This window comes from Paraburkholderia sediminicola (assembly GCF_046026675.1).
GTDB lineage: Bacteria > Pseudomonadota > Gammaproteobacteria > Burkholderiales > Burkholderiaceae > Paraburkholderia > Paraburkholderia sediminicola_F.
This window is the reverse complement of record NZ_JAQQEY010000001.1, coordinates 1,388,474-1,404,496: the sequence shown is the minus strand read 5'-3', so window position 1 is coordinate 1,404,496 and position 16,023 is coordinate 1,388,474. Positions and strand designations below refer to the sequence as shown.

Here is a 16,023-nt window from a genome sequence, read left to right as displayed (position 1 = left end):
AATCGTGCGCCGGGGACACCTGTCAGAAAGCCTGCAAAATCGGGCCGCCCCGGCGCCGCGGGTTACACTCTGGCCCTTACCTGACGTAACTGAGTGTCTTAACGGCGGCGGCCCACAGCGCCCGTCCGCACTGGCCCATGGAGTCCTTCTTGATGAGCGGCGGTTTTTCGCGTCCTGCCTGGCGTCTTCTGCTTCTTGCTGTGTTCGCGCTGTTCGCGCTGTCCGGTTGCAGCCTGCTGTGGGGCCCGCAGCAGGCGCCGATTGTCGATGCCACCGTGATGCCCGTCGAACCCGCGAGCGCGCCCGTAGCCGCCTCCGCGCCGGAACCGGCCGAGACTGAAGCGGCCGAGCCCGGACAGCCGAAGAAGCCCAGGAAGCCGGTCGTCAAGCCACGCAAGGTCGAACCTCCGCCGCCGGTCGCCACACCGGCGCCGCCTCCGCCCGCCCCCCCGCCGCTGATTGTGCTGCGCACGATCGAGCGCAGCGAGGCGCGCGCCTTGCTCGATAGTGAAGTGCAGAAGCCCGACGGCAAGGTGGTGGGCCGCGCAGTCGATCTGATCGCCGATGCGAGCGGCAAGCCGCGCGAAATCGTGGTCAATCTGCAGGGTTTCCTCGGCGTCGGCGATCGCAAGGTCAATTTCCCTTGGAACGCGTTCCGCTTCACACCCACCGCGAAGACCGCGCCGATCACACTCAACGCGACGGCCACGCCGACGCCCGCGGCGAAGTCCGCCGCCGTGCAATTGCCGCTGATCGACGCCGATGTCGAGCGCTCGAACGGCGCCAAGGTCGGCCGCGTGATCGACGTGCTGATCGACGCCAACGCGCAGCCGCAAGCGGTCGTGCTCGACGTCAACGGCATGGTCAGCACCGAGCGGCGCACGATTGCCGCCAACTGGTCGGCGCTGCGTTTCATCACGAAAGACAAGGAGCTGCATCCGCTGATCGATCTGAGCGATGCGCAGATCAACGCGACGCCGCCATACGCCAGCGACAAGCCGATCCGCGCGGTATCGCCCGCGCCGCCACCCGCTCCCGCTTCCGCGCCTGCTCCCGCCGCTGCGGCTTCTGCCGCGCCGGCCACAGTCACGGCGGGTTCCAACACACGGGCGGCCCGATGACAGGCCGCACTTTGGTCACCGCGCGCAGTCTGCGCGCACTCGATTGGCTGAATTTTTTCGTCGCCAACGTGCAGACGGGTTTCGGGCCGTTCATTGCGTCGTACCTCGCCTCGCACAAATGGACCCAGGGCGAGATCGGCATGGCGCTGTCCGTCGGCACGATAAGTGCGATGGTGAGCCAGGTGCCGGGCGGCGCTGCCGTTGATGCTTTGCGCAACAAGAAAGGCGCTGCCGCATGGGCGATCTTCGCGATCATCTTCAGTGCGGTGCTGCTGGCCGCGAGCCCGACGGTGCTGCCGGTGATTGCCGCCGAGGTGTTCCACGGCTTTGCCAGTTGCATGCTGACGCCGGCGTTGGCCGCGATCTCGTTCGCTCTCGTGGGGCGCGCGAATCTGGGCGACCGGTTGGGACGCAATGCGCGCTGGGCGTCCATCGGCAGCGCCGTCGCGGCCGGGTTGATGGGCGTATTCGGCGAATACTATTCGCCCCGCGCGGTGTTCTGGCTGACCGCGGCGCTGGCGGTCCCGGCGCTGTTTGCGCTGACGATGATTCAGCGTACCGATACGATCGAGCTCCCGAAAACCGGGCCGACACCGGCGCAGATCGAACGGCGCGAGAGTTTGCGCGAGTTGTTGCGTGACAAGCGGATGCTGTTGTTTGCGGCTTGTATCGTGCTGTTCCACTTGTCGAATGCGGCGATGTTGAATCTCGCCGCTGGCGAAGTGACGGCCGGCATGGGCGACAACGTGCAGCTCGTGATTGCCGCGTGCATTATCGTGCCGCAGGCGATTGTGGCGATGATGTCGCCATGGGTTGGGCGCTCTGCCGAGCGGTGGGGACGCAGGCCGATTCTGCTGCTTGGATTTTCGGCGTTGCCGATACGGGCGTTGTTGTTTGCCGGGATCAGCAGCCCTTATTTGCTGGTGCCGGTGCAGATGCTCGACGGCCTGAGCGCGGCCGTGTTCGGTGTGATGCTGCCGTTGATTGCCGCCGATGTTGCTGGCGGGAAGGGGCGGTACAACCTTTGTATTGGGTTGTTTGGGTTGGCTGCGGGGATTGGGGCTACTTTGAGCACGACTGCTGCCGGGTTTGTGGCGGATCATTTTGGCAATGCTGTCAGCTTTTTTGGACTTGCTGCGGCGGGCGCGCTTGCTGTGCTGCTGGTGTGGGCCGCGATGCCCGAGACGCGGGATGCAGGTGCGGGGGATGAGGCGGCGCCTTTGGGGGATGGGAAGTCGGCTGTTAGATAAGGGAAGGTGCCTGCGGCGGTGGGAATGGGTTGGGGTTTTGCCTTCGCGGCGCTTCTTATCTATGTTCTTGTGGCTTTGGCCTTTCCTTGATTTGTTAGTGGTCTATTAGCGTTGCCCCTGTGCGGGGCGGCACCTACTTTTCTTTGCCTGCCGCAAAGAAAAGTAGGCAAAAGAAAGCGGCTCAAACCGCTCATGCTAAGCGGGGCCCGCGGTCTGCTACGGGTAGTGGTGCATCTGGAATCTGGGTTCGTGCACCGGCATAGGCTTGTGACAAGGGCATCATACTTCCGGCGGCGCTGCGCGCGCCGAAGAGCAGTTCAAAAACCGATCGCTGCGTTTTGGCGCCCACGCCTCGCCACCGAAGCGTGCTTGTCATTGCGCTGCCGTCGCCACCACGATTGCGATTGGAACGGCCATTGCCACTGCGGCTGTGATCGTGATTGCGGGGCACCGACAAATCATTTGAAGTGGGGGTTCCCGCGTGGATGCAGAGACGCGTCGCCGAGGCGAAGCCGAGAGGGTGTAATTAGTTTTGTGTAAACGGTCATTTGGCAGGAGACTGCCAGTAATCAGGAGCGACGATGACCGTAGCGAAACGCAACAAACGCGTGAAACCCGACCCTGAGCTCGTCAAGCTGGCCGACAGCCTGCTGGCGAACTACCAGAAACCAGAGGACCTGATTGGCGAGAACGGCCTGCTCAAGCAGCTCACGAAGATGCTGGTTGAACGGGCGCTAGAGACGGAGATGTCCGAACACCTGGGCCACGGCAAGAGCGAAGCGGTCACCAATGCCACGGGCAACACCCGCAACGGCCATAGCGCCAAGACGTTGCAGGGGGAGTTTGGCGAGTTGCCGCTCGATATCCCGCGTGACCGTCAGGGTGCGTTCGAGCCGAAGCTGGTGAGTCGTCATCAGACGCGCTGGTCGGGCTTTGACGACAAGATCATCTCGCTATATGCCCGCGGCCTGAGCGTGCGGGAGATTCAGGGGCATCTGGAAGAAATGTACGGTACCGAGGTGTCGCCCACGCTCATCTCGGCCGTAACAGACGCGGTGAGCGAGGATGTGAAGGCCTGGCAAGCCCGCCCGCTCGACGCGCTTTACCCCATCGTTTATCTCGACTGCATCCACGTCAAGGTGCGCGACAGCGGTGCTGTACGGACCAAGGCGGTCTACCTCGCCATCGGCGTGAACATGGACGGCCACAAGGAAGTCCTGGGGCTGTGGATCGCCCAGACCGAGGGCGCGAAGTTCTGGCTGCAGGTGGTGACCGAGCTGAAAACGCGCGGCGTGCAGGACATTTTTATTGCCTGTGTCGATGGGCTCAAGGGCTTCCCCGAAGCCATCGAAGCAGTCTATCCGAAGGCAGCAGTTCAACTGTGCATCGTGCATATGGTGCGCAACAGTCTGAACTTCGTGTCCTGGAAGGTGCAGCGCGAGGTCGCCGCCGACCTGAAGACGATCTACACTTCATCGACGGTCGAGCTGGCCGAGCAGAAGCTGAGTGCCTTCGAAGCCACGTGGGACAAGGACTATCCGTCCATCGGGCAGAGCTGGCGGCGCAACTGGGCACGCGTCATTCCGTTCTTCGACTATCCGCCGGAAATCCGGAAGGTGATCTACACCACCAACGCCATCGAATCGATCAACATGAGCCTGCGCAAGGTGATCAAAACCCGCAGTTCGTTCCCGACCGACGAGGCCGTGACCAAGCTGTTTTACCTGGCACTTAACAACATCAGCAAGAAGTGGTCGATGCCGATCCGGGACTGGAAGGCAGCCCTGAACCGCTTCACTATCCAGTTCGAAGACCGCCTGTTACCGGGTTAAATCAATACCCGTTTACACAAAATTCCGGACACCCTCGAAGCCGATGACTCCCACGGACCTCAAGCGAAGCCCCTGGTTTCCCATGCACACCCGTCCGCGACGCACGTAGTGCGAAGTGGGAGCTGATGAGTCCTTTGTCACTAACGCCGAATGTGCGAGAACACGGATTCCAGATGCACCACTACCCGTAGCAGACCGCGGGCCCCGCTTAGCATGAGCGGTTTGAGCCGCTTTCTTTTGCCTACTTTTCTTTGCGGCATGCAAAGAAAAGTAGGTGCCGCCCCGCACAGGGGCAACGCTAATAGACCACTAACAATGCAAGGAAAGGCACCAAAGCCAGATCAAGGAAAGCCCAACGCCACAAGAACACTGACAATGCCGCCGCCAAAGGCAAAAAAACACCTTCAATCTATAGCCTTCCCAGCAGTCTCCCTCATAAACGGCAACGGCAACAACGACACAACCCCACACCCAATCAAATACCACGCAGGAGCCAGATTACTCCCCGAAATCTGAATCAACCAGGTAGCAAAAAACTGCGCAAACCCACCAAAAATCGAAACCCCTAAACAATAAACAATCGACATCCCGGTAGCGCGAATCTCGCGCGGAAACATCTCGGGCAACATGACGATATTAGGCACCGCGGTAAACGCGACAAACACAGCCAGCACAGCAACAACAGACAACAAAACCGGCACCGTAGGCAAAGCATTAATAATCATAAAAGCCGGATACACGGCAACAATCAACATCACCCGCGAAATCCACAAAACACGTTTACGCCCCACGCGATCGGATAACGTCCCCGCAAACGGCGAGCAAATCACCGTCACGATCGCCGCGGTCCAAGCGGCCCACAACGCCGACGACATCGGGAAATGCAAAATCCGAATCGCGTAGGTCGACAGATAAAACAGCACGATGTAGTTCGCGGCCGTGCCGCCAATCGTCGTCAACACACCCGTCGTGATCACGCGCGAATGTTCGCGGAACAACTTGCGAACCGGCTGTGCATCAGGCGCCTGGGCCGCCGAAACCGTACCGTCTTCTACGCCCGGCAACGTTTCGTCCAGATGCCGCCGGATGTAAATACCAATCGGCCCCATCGCCATGCCGATCACAAACGGCACACGCCAGCCCCAACTCTCCAGGGCGGCAGTGGACAGCGCCGCCGCCAACGCCACACCCAGCAGCGAGCCACATACGGTGTTCAATCCCTGGCTCACGAACTGCCAGCTTCCGTAGAACCCACGCGTCTTGTCGCTACCGTATTCAAGCAGCAACGATGTCGATGCACCAATCTCACCGCCCAGCGCGAAGCCCTGAATCAATCGCGCAAGGATCACCAGCAGCGGCGCGGCGACGCCGATCGCTGCATACGTCGGCGCGAACGCGATGATCGCCGAGCCGAGTGTCATCAGCCACAGTGTGAGACTCATCGCGGCCTTGCGGCCGGCGCGGTCGGCATAGGCACCAAGCACGATGCCGCCCACCGGACGCATGATGAATCCCACGCCGAACGTGCCGACCGCCAGCATCAGTTGCGCAAGCTGCCCCTCCACTGGGAAATACAGCTTGCCGATGATCGTCGCGAAGAAACTGTAGATCGTGAAATCGAAAAACTCGAGGCCGTTGCCGAGCGTGATCGCAGCAATCGCTTTGGCGTGGCTCGTGCGTTTGGCCGGCGGCATGGCCGACGCGCCGCCGAGATTCAACGCGTCGGTGCCTGCGGGTTGCGGTGTAGCGGAATAGTCCATCTGTGTCTCCATGGTGTCCTTCCTGCCAATGCGCAGACCTGCGGCCTTGTGCGCCTGAAAGCAATGGACGGTCTGACTGGCCCCAACACGGCCTTGATGGCCCCGCTGGTCTTCGTGACCCTCGGAGCCTTGCACGGCCTCAGTTCAACGCAATGCCACCTGCCTCAGACGAGGAACGTCTGCGCGAGCCGCACCCAATAGGCGGCGCCGGTAGCGAGGCAGTCGTCGTTGAAGTCATAGCCCGGGTTGTGGACCATGCAACCGCCCTCGCCGTCGCCATTGCCGATGATCAGGTAACTGCCCGGGCAACGCTCCAGCAGAAACGCGAAGTCTTCACTGCCGGTCAACGGTTGCATGTCGGCGATCAAACCGTCTTCGCCGAGCCAGTCGAGCGCGACCTGCCGTGCGAGACCGGTCATCTGCGCATCGTTGACGAGCACCGGATAACGTCGCTGATAGTCAACGTGCGCGCGTGCGCCGAACACTGCCGCCTGTCCGCAGGCGACCGCCGTGATGCGCTCCTGCAAATAGTTACGAACCTCGGGCTTCAACGCGCGCACCGACAGGCGCATCTCCGCGGTTTCAGGAATCACGTTCGGCGCTTCACCGGCATGGATCGCGCCGACGGTGATGATCGCCATGTCGAGCGGCGCAATGTTGCGCGACACGATCGACTGCAAGGCCAGCACGATCTGCGCGCACACCACCACCGGATCGACCGCCTTGTGCGGCACCGCGCCATGACCGCCACGGCCGGTCACCTTGATGATCACCGTATCGGACGACGCCATGAACGAGCCCGGCAGGAAGCCGAACTTGCCAGTCGGAAAACCCGGCATGTTGTGCATCGCGAAGACCGCGTCGCACGGAAACTTGTCGAACAGGCCGTCTTCGAGCATTTTCTTCGCGCCGGCCTGACCTTCTTCAGCGGGCTGGAAAATCAGGTTCAACGTGCCGTCGAAACTCTTTTCCTGCGCCAGATGCTTGGCGGCCGCCAGCAGGATCGCCGTGTGGCCGTCGTGGCCGCATGCGTGCATCTTGCCAGGGACGGTGCTCGCGTACGGCAGACCGGTAGTTTCGTGGATCGGCAGTGCGTCCATGTCGGCGCGCAGGCCGAGTTTGCGCGTGCCGCCGCCTACTTTCAGTTGCCCTACAACGCCAGTCTGACCCAGCCCGCGATGCACGGTGTAGCCCCACTCCTGCAAGCGTTCCGCGACCAGGTCGCCGGTGGCGAACTCTTCGTAAGCCAGTTCAGGCTGCGCGTGGATACGGCGGCGCAGCGCGATCATTTCGTCTTCGAGTTCGGCGATGCCCGCCGGGATGGCCATGGTGTTCACGATGTTGTCTCCGTCGATGAAAGCGTGAACCGAGCATAACCACGCCGATTTTCCAGCGGCAGGCGTAGAATCGTTGCGCCAGCAACCAGTGGTTGCCACCCATGTACGGGTTTTCCAGATGAAACTGCATCAACTCAGCACCTTAGCGGCCATTGCGGATACCGGCAGTATCCGGGCCGCCGCCCGTTCGCTCGACCTTTCGCCGGCCGCTGTAACCAAGGCCATGCGCGAACTGGAGGCCGATCTGCACGCGCCGCTGCTGGTGCGCGGCGCGAGCGGCGTCGCGTTCACGGAGTTCGGCCGCGCGCTGGTCGTGCATGCGCGGCTGGTGCTCGGTCAGTTGCAGCGCGCGGAAGCGGAGATCGAGGCGATGCGCGGCGCGGCGGCCGGCAAACTGTCGATCGGCGTCACGCCGTGGGTGGCGCTGACTTTTCTGCCGCCCACCGTGCAGCGGTTCCGGCAGCGCATGCCGGAAGTCCAACTGGAATTTTTTGAGGGGCTGCTGGGCGTCGTGCAACCGCGTCTGCGCGACGGCAGCCTCGACTTCTCGATCGGCCGTCCGCCGCCCGCATCCCCGCAATCGGAGTTTCACAACGTACCGCTGTTTTCAACGCATTCGGCGGTGTGCGCGCGGCGCGATCATCCGAAGGCGGGCTGCCGCACGCTGCTCGAGCTGGAAAACGCCGAATGGGTGCTGAACTGGGACCCGGCAAGCCGCGAGTCGATCTCGGACAATCTGTTTCGCAAGCGCGGCATGAAGGTGCCGCACACGATCCACCTCGCGCACTCGCTCTCGGTCGTGCTTGGTCTGCTCGCACGAACGGACATGGTCAGCATTTTTCCGTGGCCGCTCGTCGAGGTGCTCATCGCGAAGGAGAACCTGTGGGCGCTCCCCTTGCGCGAGACGGTGGATGAAACCATCGTCAGCATCACGTCACGCCGCGGCGCGCCGACGAGTCCGGCCGCCACGTGTTTTCTGGAATGTTTGCGTGAAGTCATCGACGAAGGCGCGCGCTCGCAAGACCCTGAACTGCGCCGGCTGTTTCATTCGATCGAACTGCTGCTGTAGTGATGTGGTGGGGTGACGAACACGCGGCGCTGTAAGCTGAATCGCATGCACGCCCGCTATGCTTCGAGTGCGCAGCGGCGCGTCGCCCTGCCGCTATCCCGAGCGACCGTGACCCAGAATCCCCACAACGATGCCGACCGCAAGGCACAGCCTCCGAGCGCGTCGGCGGGGTATGCCGACGACAGCCCCTCGCTCGATCCGTCCCATCACCGCGCGCTCGCTGAAACGCGACGTGCCGAAGGCGACGAACTGGCCGCCGTCGCGCATCTGATCGCCGCCCACACGCTGGACGCCTACGCCACTGCGGCGCCCAATGCCAGCACCGCGAACCTCTGCGATGTCGCGACCGGATACTTCATGAAAAGCGATCATGCGATCGCCGAATACTGGTACCGCCTCGTTCTGACGCTCGATCCGCATGTCGCGGTGGCCTGCCAGAATCTGGCTGCCATCCTCGCAGGCGGCGAACGCGCGAGCGAAGCCGCCGCGTATCGGGAACGTGCCTATCGGATCCAACGTGTCTTTATCGAAGGAAGCGGCGCCGGGCAGCGCCGCGTGCTGATCCTCTGCGCGGCACACACTGCCGGCAATGTGCCATTCGATGCTCTGCTGCCCAGCACGATCTGCTGCCGCATCAAATACGCAATCGACTACGCCGCCGACGCAGAAGACCAGCAGCTGCCGCCCTATGACCTCGTGTTCAACGCGATTGGCGATGCGGATATCGCCGCTCCGCTCTCCGGGCGACTCGCACGCTTCGTCTCGCACTGTGCGCGACCCGTGCTTAATCCGCCCGACGCTATCGCCCGAACTCAACGGCACCATACCGCTAGCCTGTTCAACGGATTGCCGGACGTGCAGGTGGCGCCTTGCGTACGCAGCGAAGTCGTGCCGGCTTCACGCAGCGCGCTTGACGCGCTGCTAGCGGCGGATGGCATCGACTTTCCGGTCCTCGCACGTCCCGCCGCCACGCACGGCGGCGAGGGGCTGACCTTATGCGAGAGCCTCACAGCGCTCGAATCATGGCGCTCGGCACAAACCGAGGTTTGCTATCTCACGGCGTTTCGCGACTATCGCAGCGCTGACGGCTTCTACCGCAAATACCGGATCATTTTTGTCGACCGGGAGCCGTTTCCCTACCATCTGGCAATTTCACCGCACTGGATGGTGCACTACTACTCCGCCGACATGGAACAGCATGCGTGGAAGCTGGAGGAAGAGCGGCGCTTCCTCGACAATCCGCACGCCGTGCTCGGCGAGCGTGTCATAAGTGCGATCGCGGCGATCGGCAGACGGCTCGATCTCGACTACGGTGGAATCGACTTCACGGTGCTGCCTGACGGACAGGTACTGATCTTCGAAGCGAACGCGACCATGCTGGCGCACTTCGAGCGCGCAACCGGCGCTCTCGCCCACAAGAATCCGTACGTGCAGCGTATCGTCGATGCATTCGAACGGATGATGTCGCGTCACTCCGCGACCTGAAGGTTCGTCCGTTACTGGCTGGACAGATGCTGCTGCAGATAAGGCACGAAGCCGTTTTGCGTCGGACCGATCTGCTTGACGCAATCATCGTAGTCGGAGCCCATGGCGCGATCCGGGCCATACATGCCACGGCACTGCGCGTACAGCGTGATTGTCGCCCCGCTACCCTTGGCCACGCGCGTGGCCGAATAGACCGCGTGCCCCGAGCGGCTCGGAACATCGGTCTCGATCGCTACCGCGTCAGCGCGGACGATCGACGTGTAAGAATGCGCCGCCACGTAGTCCTTGGTAAGCGACCAGGCCTTGTCGCACTGCGCCTGATCCGCGCACCCGACCGCGGCATTACGCTGGGCGCTATCGAGCAGGCTCTCTGAGCGGGTAAAGTCGCGCGCCTGCGCCTCTTCTTTTTCGGCGGACATGCAGCCGCTCAGGGCAAGCGCAGCAAGCGCAATAGCGATAGTCGTTTTCACAGGTTCAAGGTCCGAAGGCGAATTCCGGCAAAGATTATAGACGCCCGCAAACGGCGTCCGCAGATTGGAACCGCCATCGGAAAACTGCCGGCGCGGTGATGTCCCTCACCGACCGGCCGTCACGCAGCTTCAGTTCGCGTAGCCCACCACGCCCTTGATCTCCAGAAAGTCCTCGAGACCGAACTCGCCGTACTCGCGGCCATTGCCCGATTGCTTGAAGCCGCCGAACGGCGCATCGGGATTGTAGTCTGCGTAGTTCAGATAGATCGTGCCGGTACGCAGGCGCTTCGCCACGGCATGCGCATGCTCGATCGAGGCGGATTGCACATAGCCTGCGAGACCGTAGAGGCTGTCGTTGGCCATCGCGATCGCGTCATCTTCCGAGTCGTAGCCGAGGATTGAAAGCACAGGTCCGAAAATCTCTTCGCGCGCGATCGTCATGGTCGGCGTGACGTTGCCGAACACCGTCGGGCGCACGAAGTAGCCGTCCTTCAGTCCCTCGGGACGGCCCGGGCCGCCGGCCACCAGCGTGGCGCCCTCTTCGATGCCCACGCCGATCAGCCGCTGGATCTTGTCGAACTGCTGCTCGCTGATGACGGGCCCAAGATCGATGCCCTTCGCATTCGCGGGACCGACGACCAGGGCTTCAGCCGCTTCCTTCGCATACGCTAGTGCCTCGGCGAGGCGTGCGCGCGGCACGAACATGCGCGTCGGCGCATCGCACGACTGGCCGCTGTTGTCGAAACACGCACGGGCGCCGCGCGTCACAGCGTGCTTCAGATCGGCATCTTCGAGAATAAGGTTGGCCGATTTGCCGCCCAGTTCCTGGTGCACGCGCTTGACCGTATCCGCCGCAGCCTTGGCGACCTGCACGCCCGCACGCGTCGAACCGGTGAACGACATCATGTCGATGTCCGGATGACGCGACATCGCCTCGCCCACCGTTGCGCCTTCGCCGTTGACGAGGTTGAACACGCCGGCCGGCACGCCCGCTTCGTCGAGGATCTCGGCGAAGATGATGCCGGAGAGCGGCGCCAGTTCCGAAGGCTTGAGCACCATCGTGCATCCGGCCGCGAGCGCGGGCACGACCTTGGTGGCGATCTGCAAGGCCGGCCAGTTCCACGGCGTAATCAGCCCACACACGCCAACCGCTTCCTTGCGGATCAGAATGCTGCTCTTCACGTACTCGAATTCGAACGTGTCGAGCGTGCGGATCATCGTCTCCAGATGCGCGACGCCGGTCCATGCCTGCGCGTCGTTCGCGTATTGCAGCGGTGCGCCCATCTCGCGGCTGATCGCATGCACCATGTCGTCGTAGCGCTTGCGGTAGACGTCGAGGATCGCTTGCAGCAGATCGATTCGCTGCGCGATCGTGGTCTCGCTGTAAGCAGGAAAAGCACGCTTCGCCGCGGCCACGGCGCGGTCGACGTCGGCCGCGCTGCCGAGCGAAATCTGCGCGAACGCGGTAGCCGTGGACGGATCGATCACGTCGAGCGTGGCAGCGCCGGCCGGGTTTTGCGGATCGACCCATTGTCCGTCGATATAAAACTGTTTGGCGTGTTGCATGGGCTTGTCCTTTACATGAATGGTTGGGTCAGACCTTGGGCCGGCAAAGCGCCCAAGAGCAGTATCGAATGCTTTACATCGACGCCGCTCAATCTGAATGTCTTCAAATCGAAATTCATCGCTACGCAGCTTTGGCTCAGACTCCGGTTCTGCTTCGATTCCGTTTTCGAATCCCTCGTCTTTGAATCACATTAACCAGGAGAGACACATGAGCACCATCACTTTCACCCGCATCGACGCTAAAGGCCCCGGCGCTTCCGGCCTGAACCCTGCCCTGCACGATCCCGCCGACGTCATTCTCGAAGGCGCCAAGGCGCCGCACGCCCTCAATGCCTTCTCCGATGCGGCCAACATGCTGTCCGCCGGCGTGTGGCAATGCGATGCGGGCACGCTTAAGCTGGCCGACCTGCCGATCCACGAAGTCTGCGTGCTGATCGAAGGCGAAGTTGTCATCACCAGCGACGACGGCCGCAGCGAACGCTATGCCGCCGGCGACGCCTTCATCCTGCACAAGGGCTTCTCGGGCACGTGGCACATGCCGGTGGCGACCAAGAAGTACAGCATCGTGTACTGCGGTTGATTCATACTGCATCGCAGCGTTGCTTCAACTAGAACCGCACCCCCGCACCTTAAGGTGCGGTACCCCTAAGGTGCGGTTTTTTTATTCTGGCGGCAATGAATAAAAAACCGCCGGACACATCGACAACTACAGTAGCAACCGCAGCAGCAACTACATCGGGAAGCCCAGCGCCTTGATCGAATTGATCCAGAGACGCCGCCAGCCGCCGCGATCGTCGGCGCCGTCGAATGCGTTGAAGGTAATCTTCGCAGCGATCCAGCGCAGCGGTTCCGGCGGAATGTACGACGGCCCCTTGCGCGAAATATCCAGCGACGTAATCAGCGTCTCGCGATTCCACAGCATGTCGAGGCCCATCTTCGCACCGAAGCGGCTGCCCGCCACACCGAACCCCGTATAGCCCGCGACGAACACGCTCTTGCCGCCGTGATAGCGGCGCGCGAACACGGCGCCGCGTGAGCAGTAGTCGATCGGGCCACCCCATGCATGGGTGAAGCGCACGTCGTCCAGTTGCGGGAACGTGCGGTAGAACGCTTCGGCGAGTTTGTAGTATGTGCTCTCATCACGATCGGCGGCCGGATTTGGATCGCCGCCGAAGTGATAGCTCACACGGCCGCCGAAGATGATCCGGTTGTCTTTGGTGAGGCGGAAATAATTGAGCTGCGTACGCGTATCGTAAATGCCCTGGCGATTGTTCCAGCCGATGCGCGTCATCTGCTCGTCGCTCAAAGGCGCTGTTGCGATGATGTGATCGCGCACCTGCATCACGCGGCGCTTGATGTCGGTCACGCCCACATCCGCCGTGCCGGTGCCAAGCAGCACTCGTGGCGTTTCGATGCTGCCCGCCTGGGTGTGCACCATCATCGTTGCGCCGAGATCTTCCATGCGCGTGATCGGTGAGTGTTCATGCAAACGCACACCGAGTTTCAGCGCGGCGGCCTTCAGGCCCCACGCGAGTTTCGCCGGATGAATCGTGCCGCTGCGATTGCGCGACCACATCGCGCCCGCGAACAGCGGTGAATCGAGTTGTTCGCGCGCGCCCTTGCTGTCGAGCAACACGACATCATGCCCGTGGGCCACGTGCAGCTCGTAGTCGCCTTTCAGATGATCCAGGTGACCCGGATCGATGGCAACCGTCATCTCGCCATTCCATTCGACGTCCGCTTCAATGCCGTAACGCGTCAACGATTCCTTGAAGCCGTCGAGATTCTCCTGGCCCAGCTTTTCCAGCACGTCGAGGTCCTGCGGAAAGACCCGCGTCGCATTCGGCAGGCCATGCATCACCGACGTGGAAATGATCCCGCCCGGACGGCCCGATGCGCCGTAGGCCACCTTTCCTGCTTCGACCAGCACGACGTCGAGCGACGGATCCGCTTCTTTCGCCTGAATCGCGGCCCACAAACCGGTGAACCCACCGCCAACGATCACCAGATCCGCGGAAGTCGGTCCGATCAATTCCCGTTCGACAGCCGGTGCACGCGGATTGTCCAGCCAGAACGGAAACAGCTTTACACCTTCAAACGCGCGCTTTACTGACTCGCTCATCTTGTTTGCCTACTCAACTTGAATACCATTGCATTTACTGCGCGACTGCTGCTTCGGTGCGGCCTTGGTGTCGCTTCGACGCAGCTTCTAATGCCACCTCGATTGCCCTTGGCGAAGTCTCACTGCGCCTCGCACTGAGCACCTCGAACCGCACGATTCAACCCGCGTCCTGCGTATCCAGCACTTCTTCGCGTTCACGTCGCACGGCGCGCTGCCGCGATTGCGTCTTCATTTGCGTCTTCGTTTGCGCGCCGCCAGCCTTAAGCTTAGTCGCCGGCACCACCGGATGCACGATCACATTGCGCTGCAAACCGCTACGCAACCAACGTCGGCCAAGCGGTCCATACACGCCATCCGGTTCAGGAAAGCACTGCAGCAACGCGATATACAGCGCACAGGCCAGCGTCAGCGAAACCGGCATGCTGATGTCGAGACCACCGGCGAGCTGCCCGAGCGGACCGACGAACTGATCCGGCAGATTGACGAAGCACAGGCCGACCACCGCGCTCGGAATCCACGCGCCCATCGCGCGCCAGTTCCAGCCGTGCTTGAACCAGTAGTGACCGCCGCGGCCGCCGCGATTGAACACCTGCAGATCGTCGGACAGATAGAAACCGCGCCGCGTCACGAAGCCGATGATCATGATCACCATCCACGGGCAACTGCAGACGTTGATCAGCACCGAGAACGTCGACACGCTTTCGACCAGATTGAACGCGAAGCGGCCAAGAAAGATGAAGCCGATAGCGAGGCTGCCGATCAGCAACGTGGCGCGCACGCGGTTCAGAAACTTGGGAAACATGCTCGACATATCGAGCCCGGTGCCGTACAGCGCGGTGGTGCCCGTCGACATCCCGCCGATGATCGCGATCAGGCACACCGGGAGAAAGAACCAGTTCGGCGAAATCGCCAACAGACCGCCCACGTAGTTATTCGATGCGATGAAATCCGGCGCTTTGCTGGCGATGATCGTCGCTGTGGCGAGACCGAAGAAGAACGGCACGAAGGTGGCCAGTTGTGCAAGCATCACCGCGAGGATCGTGCGATTCTTCGGCGTGTTCTGCGGAATATAGCGAGCCCAGTCGCCGAGCGTGCAGGCGAACGACACCGGATTGCTCATCGCAACCAGCACGGCGCTCACGAACGCCGGCCAGAAACCCACCGAGCCGAGCGCCACCTTGCCGGCGTACGCGCTATTGAACGGCCCGGCGAACGCCACAATGCCGACCACGAACAGCAGACTCGCGGCCCACACGGCGATCTTGTTGACCCACAACATGAAGCGGAAACCGTAGACGCAGACGGTCAGCACCAGCACCGCAAAGAGACCGTACGCGAAGCTCAGCGTCATCCAGTTGACCGGCAGGCCGAGCAGATGATTCGCGCCGCCCACGAGCGCGTCGCCCGAACTCCACACCGCCAGCGAGAAGAACGCGACGGCGGTCAATACCGCCAGAAAAGAGCCGACGATCCGGCCATGAATGCCGAAATGCGCACCCGACGAAACCGGATCGCTCGTGCCGTTGCGCGGACCGAACAGGCCCATCGGCGCAAGAATGCACGAACCGATCACCACGCCAAGCACGATCGAATAAACACCGGCCTTGAACGACAGACCGAGCAGCACCGGAAAACTGCCGAGCACCGAGGTAGAAAAGGTATTGCAACCGCCGAACAACAAGCGGAACAGATCGATCGGCCGCGCATAACGCGAGCGATCCGGAATGCGTTCAAAACCGAATGTTTCGACTTGGGTGATGCTGTTGCTGCTCATTGTCTCCAACTCCTGTAACGGCCAGGTCAATCACAATGGCTCGCCACAAGGATGCGGCGTCCACTTTTCTCGGATGTCTGGACGTCACTGTAAAGACAATCGGTGCGGGCAAAAATATCGCCCGCCCAACCTTTACTTCGATCGCGGGCGATGTAAGCGGAAATGCCCATCCTATAAGGCTCTACGGATGTAGCCAGAGGCCGCGTGGGGACCTCCTTCGGGCCTTGTGAAACGCAA

12 protein-coding genes are annotated in these 16,023 nt (G+C 61.9%); 6 read left to right on the top strand and 6 right to left on the bottom strand.

The window, feature by feature from the left end; genetic code table 11:
• Positions 1-152: 152 nt before the first annotated feature.
• The 3 genes from PQQ86_RS06060 (at position 153) to PQQ86_RS06050 (ending at position 4,203) form a co-directional block, all read left to right on the top strand.
• The gene (locus PQQ86_RS06060; RefSeq protein WP_408270115.1) at positions 153-1,121 is read left to right on the top strand and encodes a PRC-barrel domain-containing protein; all 969 of its coding nucleotides are present in this window, start codon (positions 153-155) and stop codon (positions 1,119-1,121) included.
• A complete protein-coding gene (locus PQQ86_RS06055; RefSeq protein ID WP_408265346.1) occupies positions 1,118-2,371 on the top strand; it encodes an MFS transporter in 1,254 nt (417 codons plus the stop codon). Before PQQ86_RS06060 ends, PQQ86_RS06055 begins: the two co-directional genes overlap by 4 nt.
• 581 nt (positions 2,372-2,952) lie before the next feature.
• Positions 2,953-4,203: an IS256 family transposase gene (locus PQQ86_RS06050; protein ID WP_408265345.1), complete on the top strand. Its 1,251-nt coding sequence runs from the start codon at positions 2,953-2,955 to the stop codon at positions 4,201-4,203.
• Between the two features lie 404 nt (positions 4,204-4,607).
• Here PQQ86_RS06050 and PQQ86_RS06045 read toward each other — a convergent pair whose 3' ends face one another.
• Positions 4,608-5,963, bottom strand: a complete 1,356-nt coding sequence (locus PQQ86_RS06045; RefSeq protein ID WP_408265344.1) for an MFS transporter — start codon at positions 5,961-5,963, stop codon at positions 4,608-4,610.
• 164 nt (positions 5,964-6,127) lie between these two features.
• On the bottom strand, positions 6,128-7,300 hold the full coding sequence (locus PQQ86_RS06040) for a M20 aminoacylase family protein (RefSeq protein ID WP_266261539.1): 1,173 nt from the start codon (positions 7,298-7,300) through the stop codon (positions 6,128-6,130).
• Between the two features lie 118 nt (positions 7,301-7,418).
• Here PQQ86_RS06040 and PQQ86_RS06035 point away from each other — a divergent pair, with 118 nt between their 5' ends.
• Positions 7,419-8,369 (top strand): LysR family transcriptional regulator, encoded by a 951-nt coding sequence (locus PQQ86_RS06035; RefSeq protein WP_408265343.1) that lies wholly within the window; start codon positions 7,419-7,421, stop codon positions 8,367-8,369.
• A gap of 108 nt (positions 8,370-8,477) precedes the next feature.
• Positions 8,478-9,854 carry an ATP-grasp domain-containing protein gene (locus PQQ86_RS06030; RefSeq protein WP_408265342.1) on the top strand — a complete coding sequence of 459 codons (1,377 nt, stop codon included), beginning with the start codon at positions 8,478-8,480 and terminating at the stop codon, positions 9,852-9,854.
• Positions 9,855-9,865: 11 nt separating this feature from the next.
• Here the strand turns inward: PQQ86_RS06030 and PQQ86_RS06025 are convergent, their stop codons facing one another.
• Both PQQ86_RS06025 and PQQ86_RS06020 read right to left on the bottom strand, forming a co-directional pair.
• Positions 9,866-10,324, bottom strand: coding sequence for a hypothetical protein (locus PQQ86_RS06025; protein WP_408265341.1), 459 nt, complete (start codon positions 10,322-10,324; stop codon positions 9,866-9,868).
• Between the two features lie 129 nt (positions 10,325-10,453).
• On the bottom strand, positions 10,454-11,890 hold the full coding sequence (locus PQQ86_RS06020; RefSeq protein ID WP_408265340.1) for an aldehyde dehydrogenase family protein: 1,437 nt from the start codon (positions 11,888-11,890) through the stop codon (positions 10,454-10,456).
• Between the two features lie 208 nt (positions 11,891-12,098).
• Here PQQ86_RS06020 and PQQ86_RS06015 point away from each other — a divergent pair, with 208 nt between their 5' ends.
• A complete protein-coding gene (locus PQQ86_RS06015) occupies positions 12,099-12,470 on the top strand; it encodes a cupin domain-containing protein (protein ID WP_408265339.1) in 372 nt (123 codons plus the stop codon).
• 150 nt (positions 12,471-12,620) lie between these two features.
• Here PQQ86_RS06015 and PQQ86_RS06010 read toward each other — a convergent pair whose 3' ends face one another.
• Together PQQ86_RS06010 and PQQ86_RS06005 are read right to left on the bottom strand one after the other, a co-directional pair.
• The gene (locus PQQ86_RS06010) at positions 12,621-14,012 is read right to left on the bottom strand and encodes an NAD(P)/FAD-dependent oxidoreductase (protein WP_408265338.1); all 1,392 of its coding nucleotides are present in this window, start codon (positions 14,010-14,012) and stop codon (positions 12,621-12,623) included.
• Positions 14,013-14,169: 157 nt separating this feature from the next.
• A complete protein-coding gene (locus PQQ86_RS06005) occupies positions 14,170-15,786 on the bottom strand; it encodes a purine-cytosine permease family protein (protein WP_408265337.1) in 1,617 nt (538 codons plus the stop codon).
• Positions 15,787-16,023: the final 237 nt, after the last annotated feature.

Coding starts and splice junctions, on each gene's coding strand:
- PQQ86_RS06010 (WP_408265338.1), bottom strand. CDS start 14,012: ATGAGCGAGTCAGTAAAGCGCGCGTTTGAAGGTGTAAAGCTGTTTCCG.
- PQQ86_RS06045 (WP_408265344.1), bottom strand. CDS start 5,963: ATGGACTATTCCGCTACACCGCAACCCGCAGGCACCGACGCGTTGAAT.
- PQQ86_RS06055 (WP_408265346.1), top strand. CDS start 1,118: ATGACAGGCCGCACTTTGGTCACCGCGCGCAGTCTGCGCGCACTCGAT.
- PQQ86_RS06015 (WP_408265339.1), top strand. CDS start 12,099: ATGAGCACCATCACTTTCACCCGCATCGACGCTAAAGGCCCCGGCGCT.
- PQQ86_RS06020 (WP_408265340.1), bottom strand. CDS start 11,890: ATGCAACACGCCAAACAGTTTTATATCGACGGACAATGGGTCGATCCG.
- PQQ86_RS06005 (WP_408265337.1), bottom strand. CDS start 15,786: ATGAGCAGCAACAGCATCACCCAAGTCGAAACATTCGGTTTTGAACGC.
- PQQ86_RS06050 (WP_408265345.1), top strand. CDS start 2,953: ATGACCGTAGCGAAACGCAACAAACGCGTGAAACCCGACCCTGAGCTC.
- PQQ86_RS06035 (WP_408265343.1), top strand. CDS start 7,419: ATGAAACTGCATCAACTCAGCACCTTAGCGGCCATTGCGGATACCGGC.
- PQQ86_RS06060 (WP_408270115.1), top strand. CDS start 153: ATGAGCGGCGGTTTTTCGCGTCCTGCCTGGCGTCTTCTGCTTCTTGCT.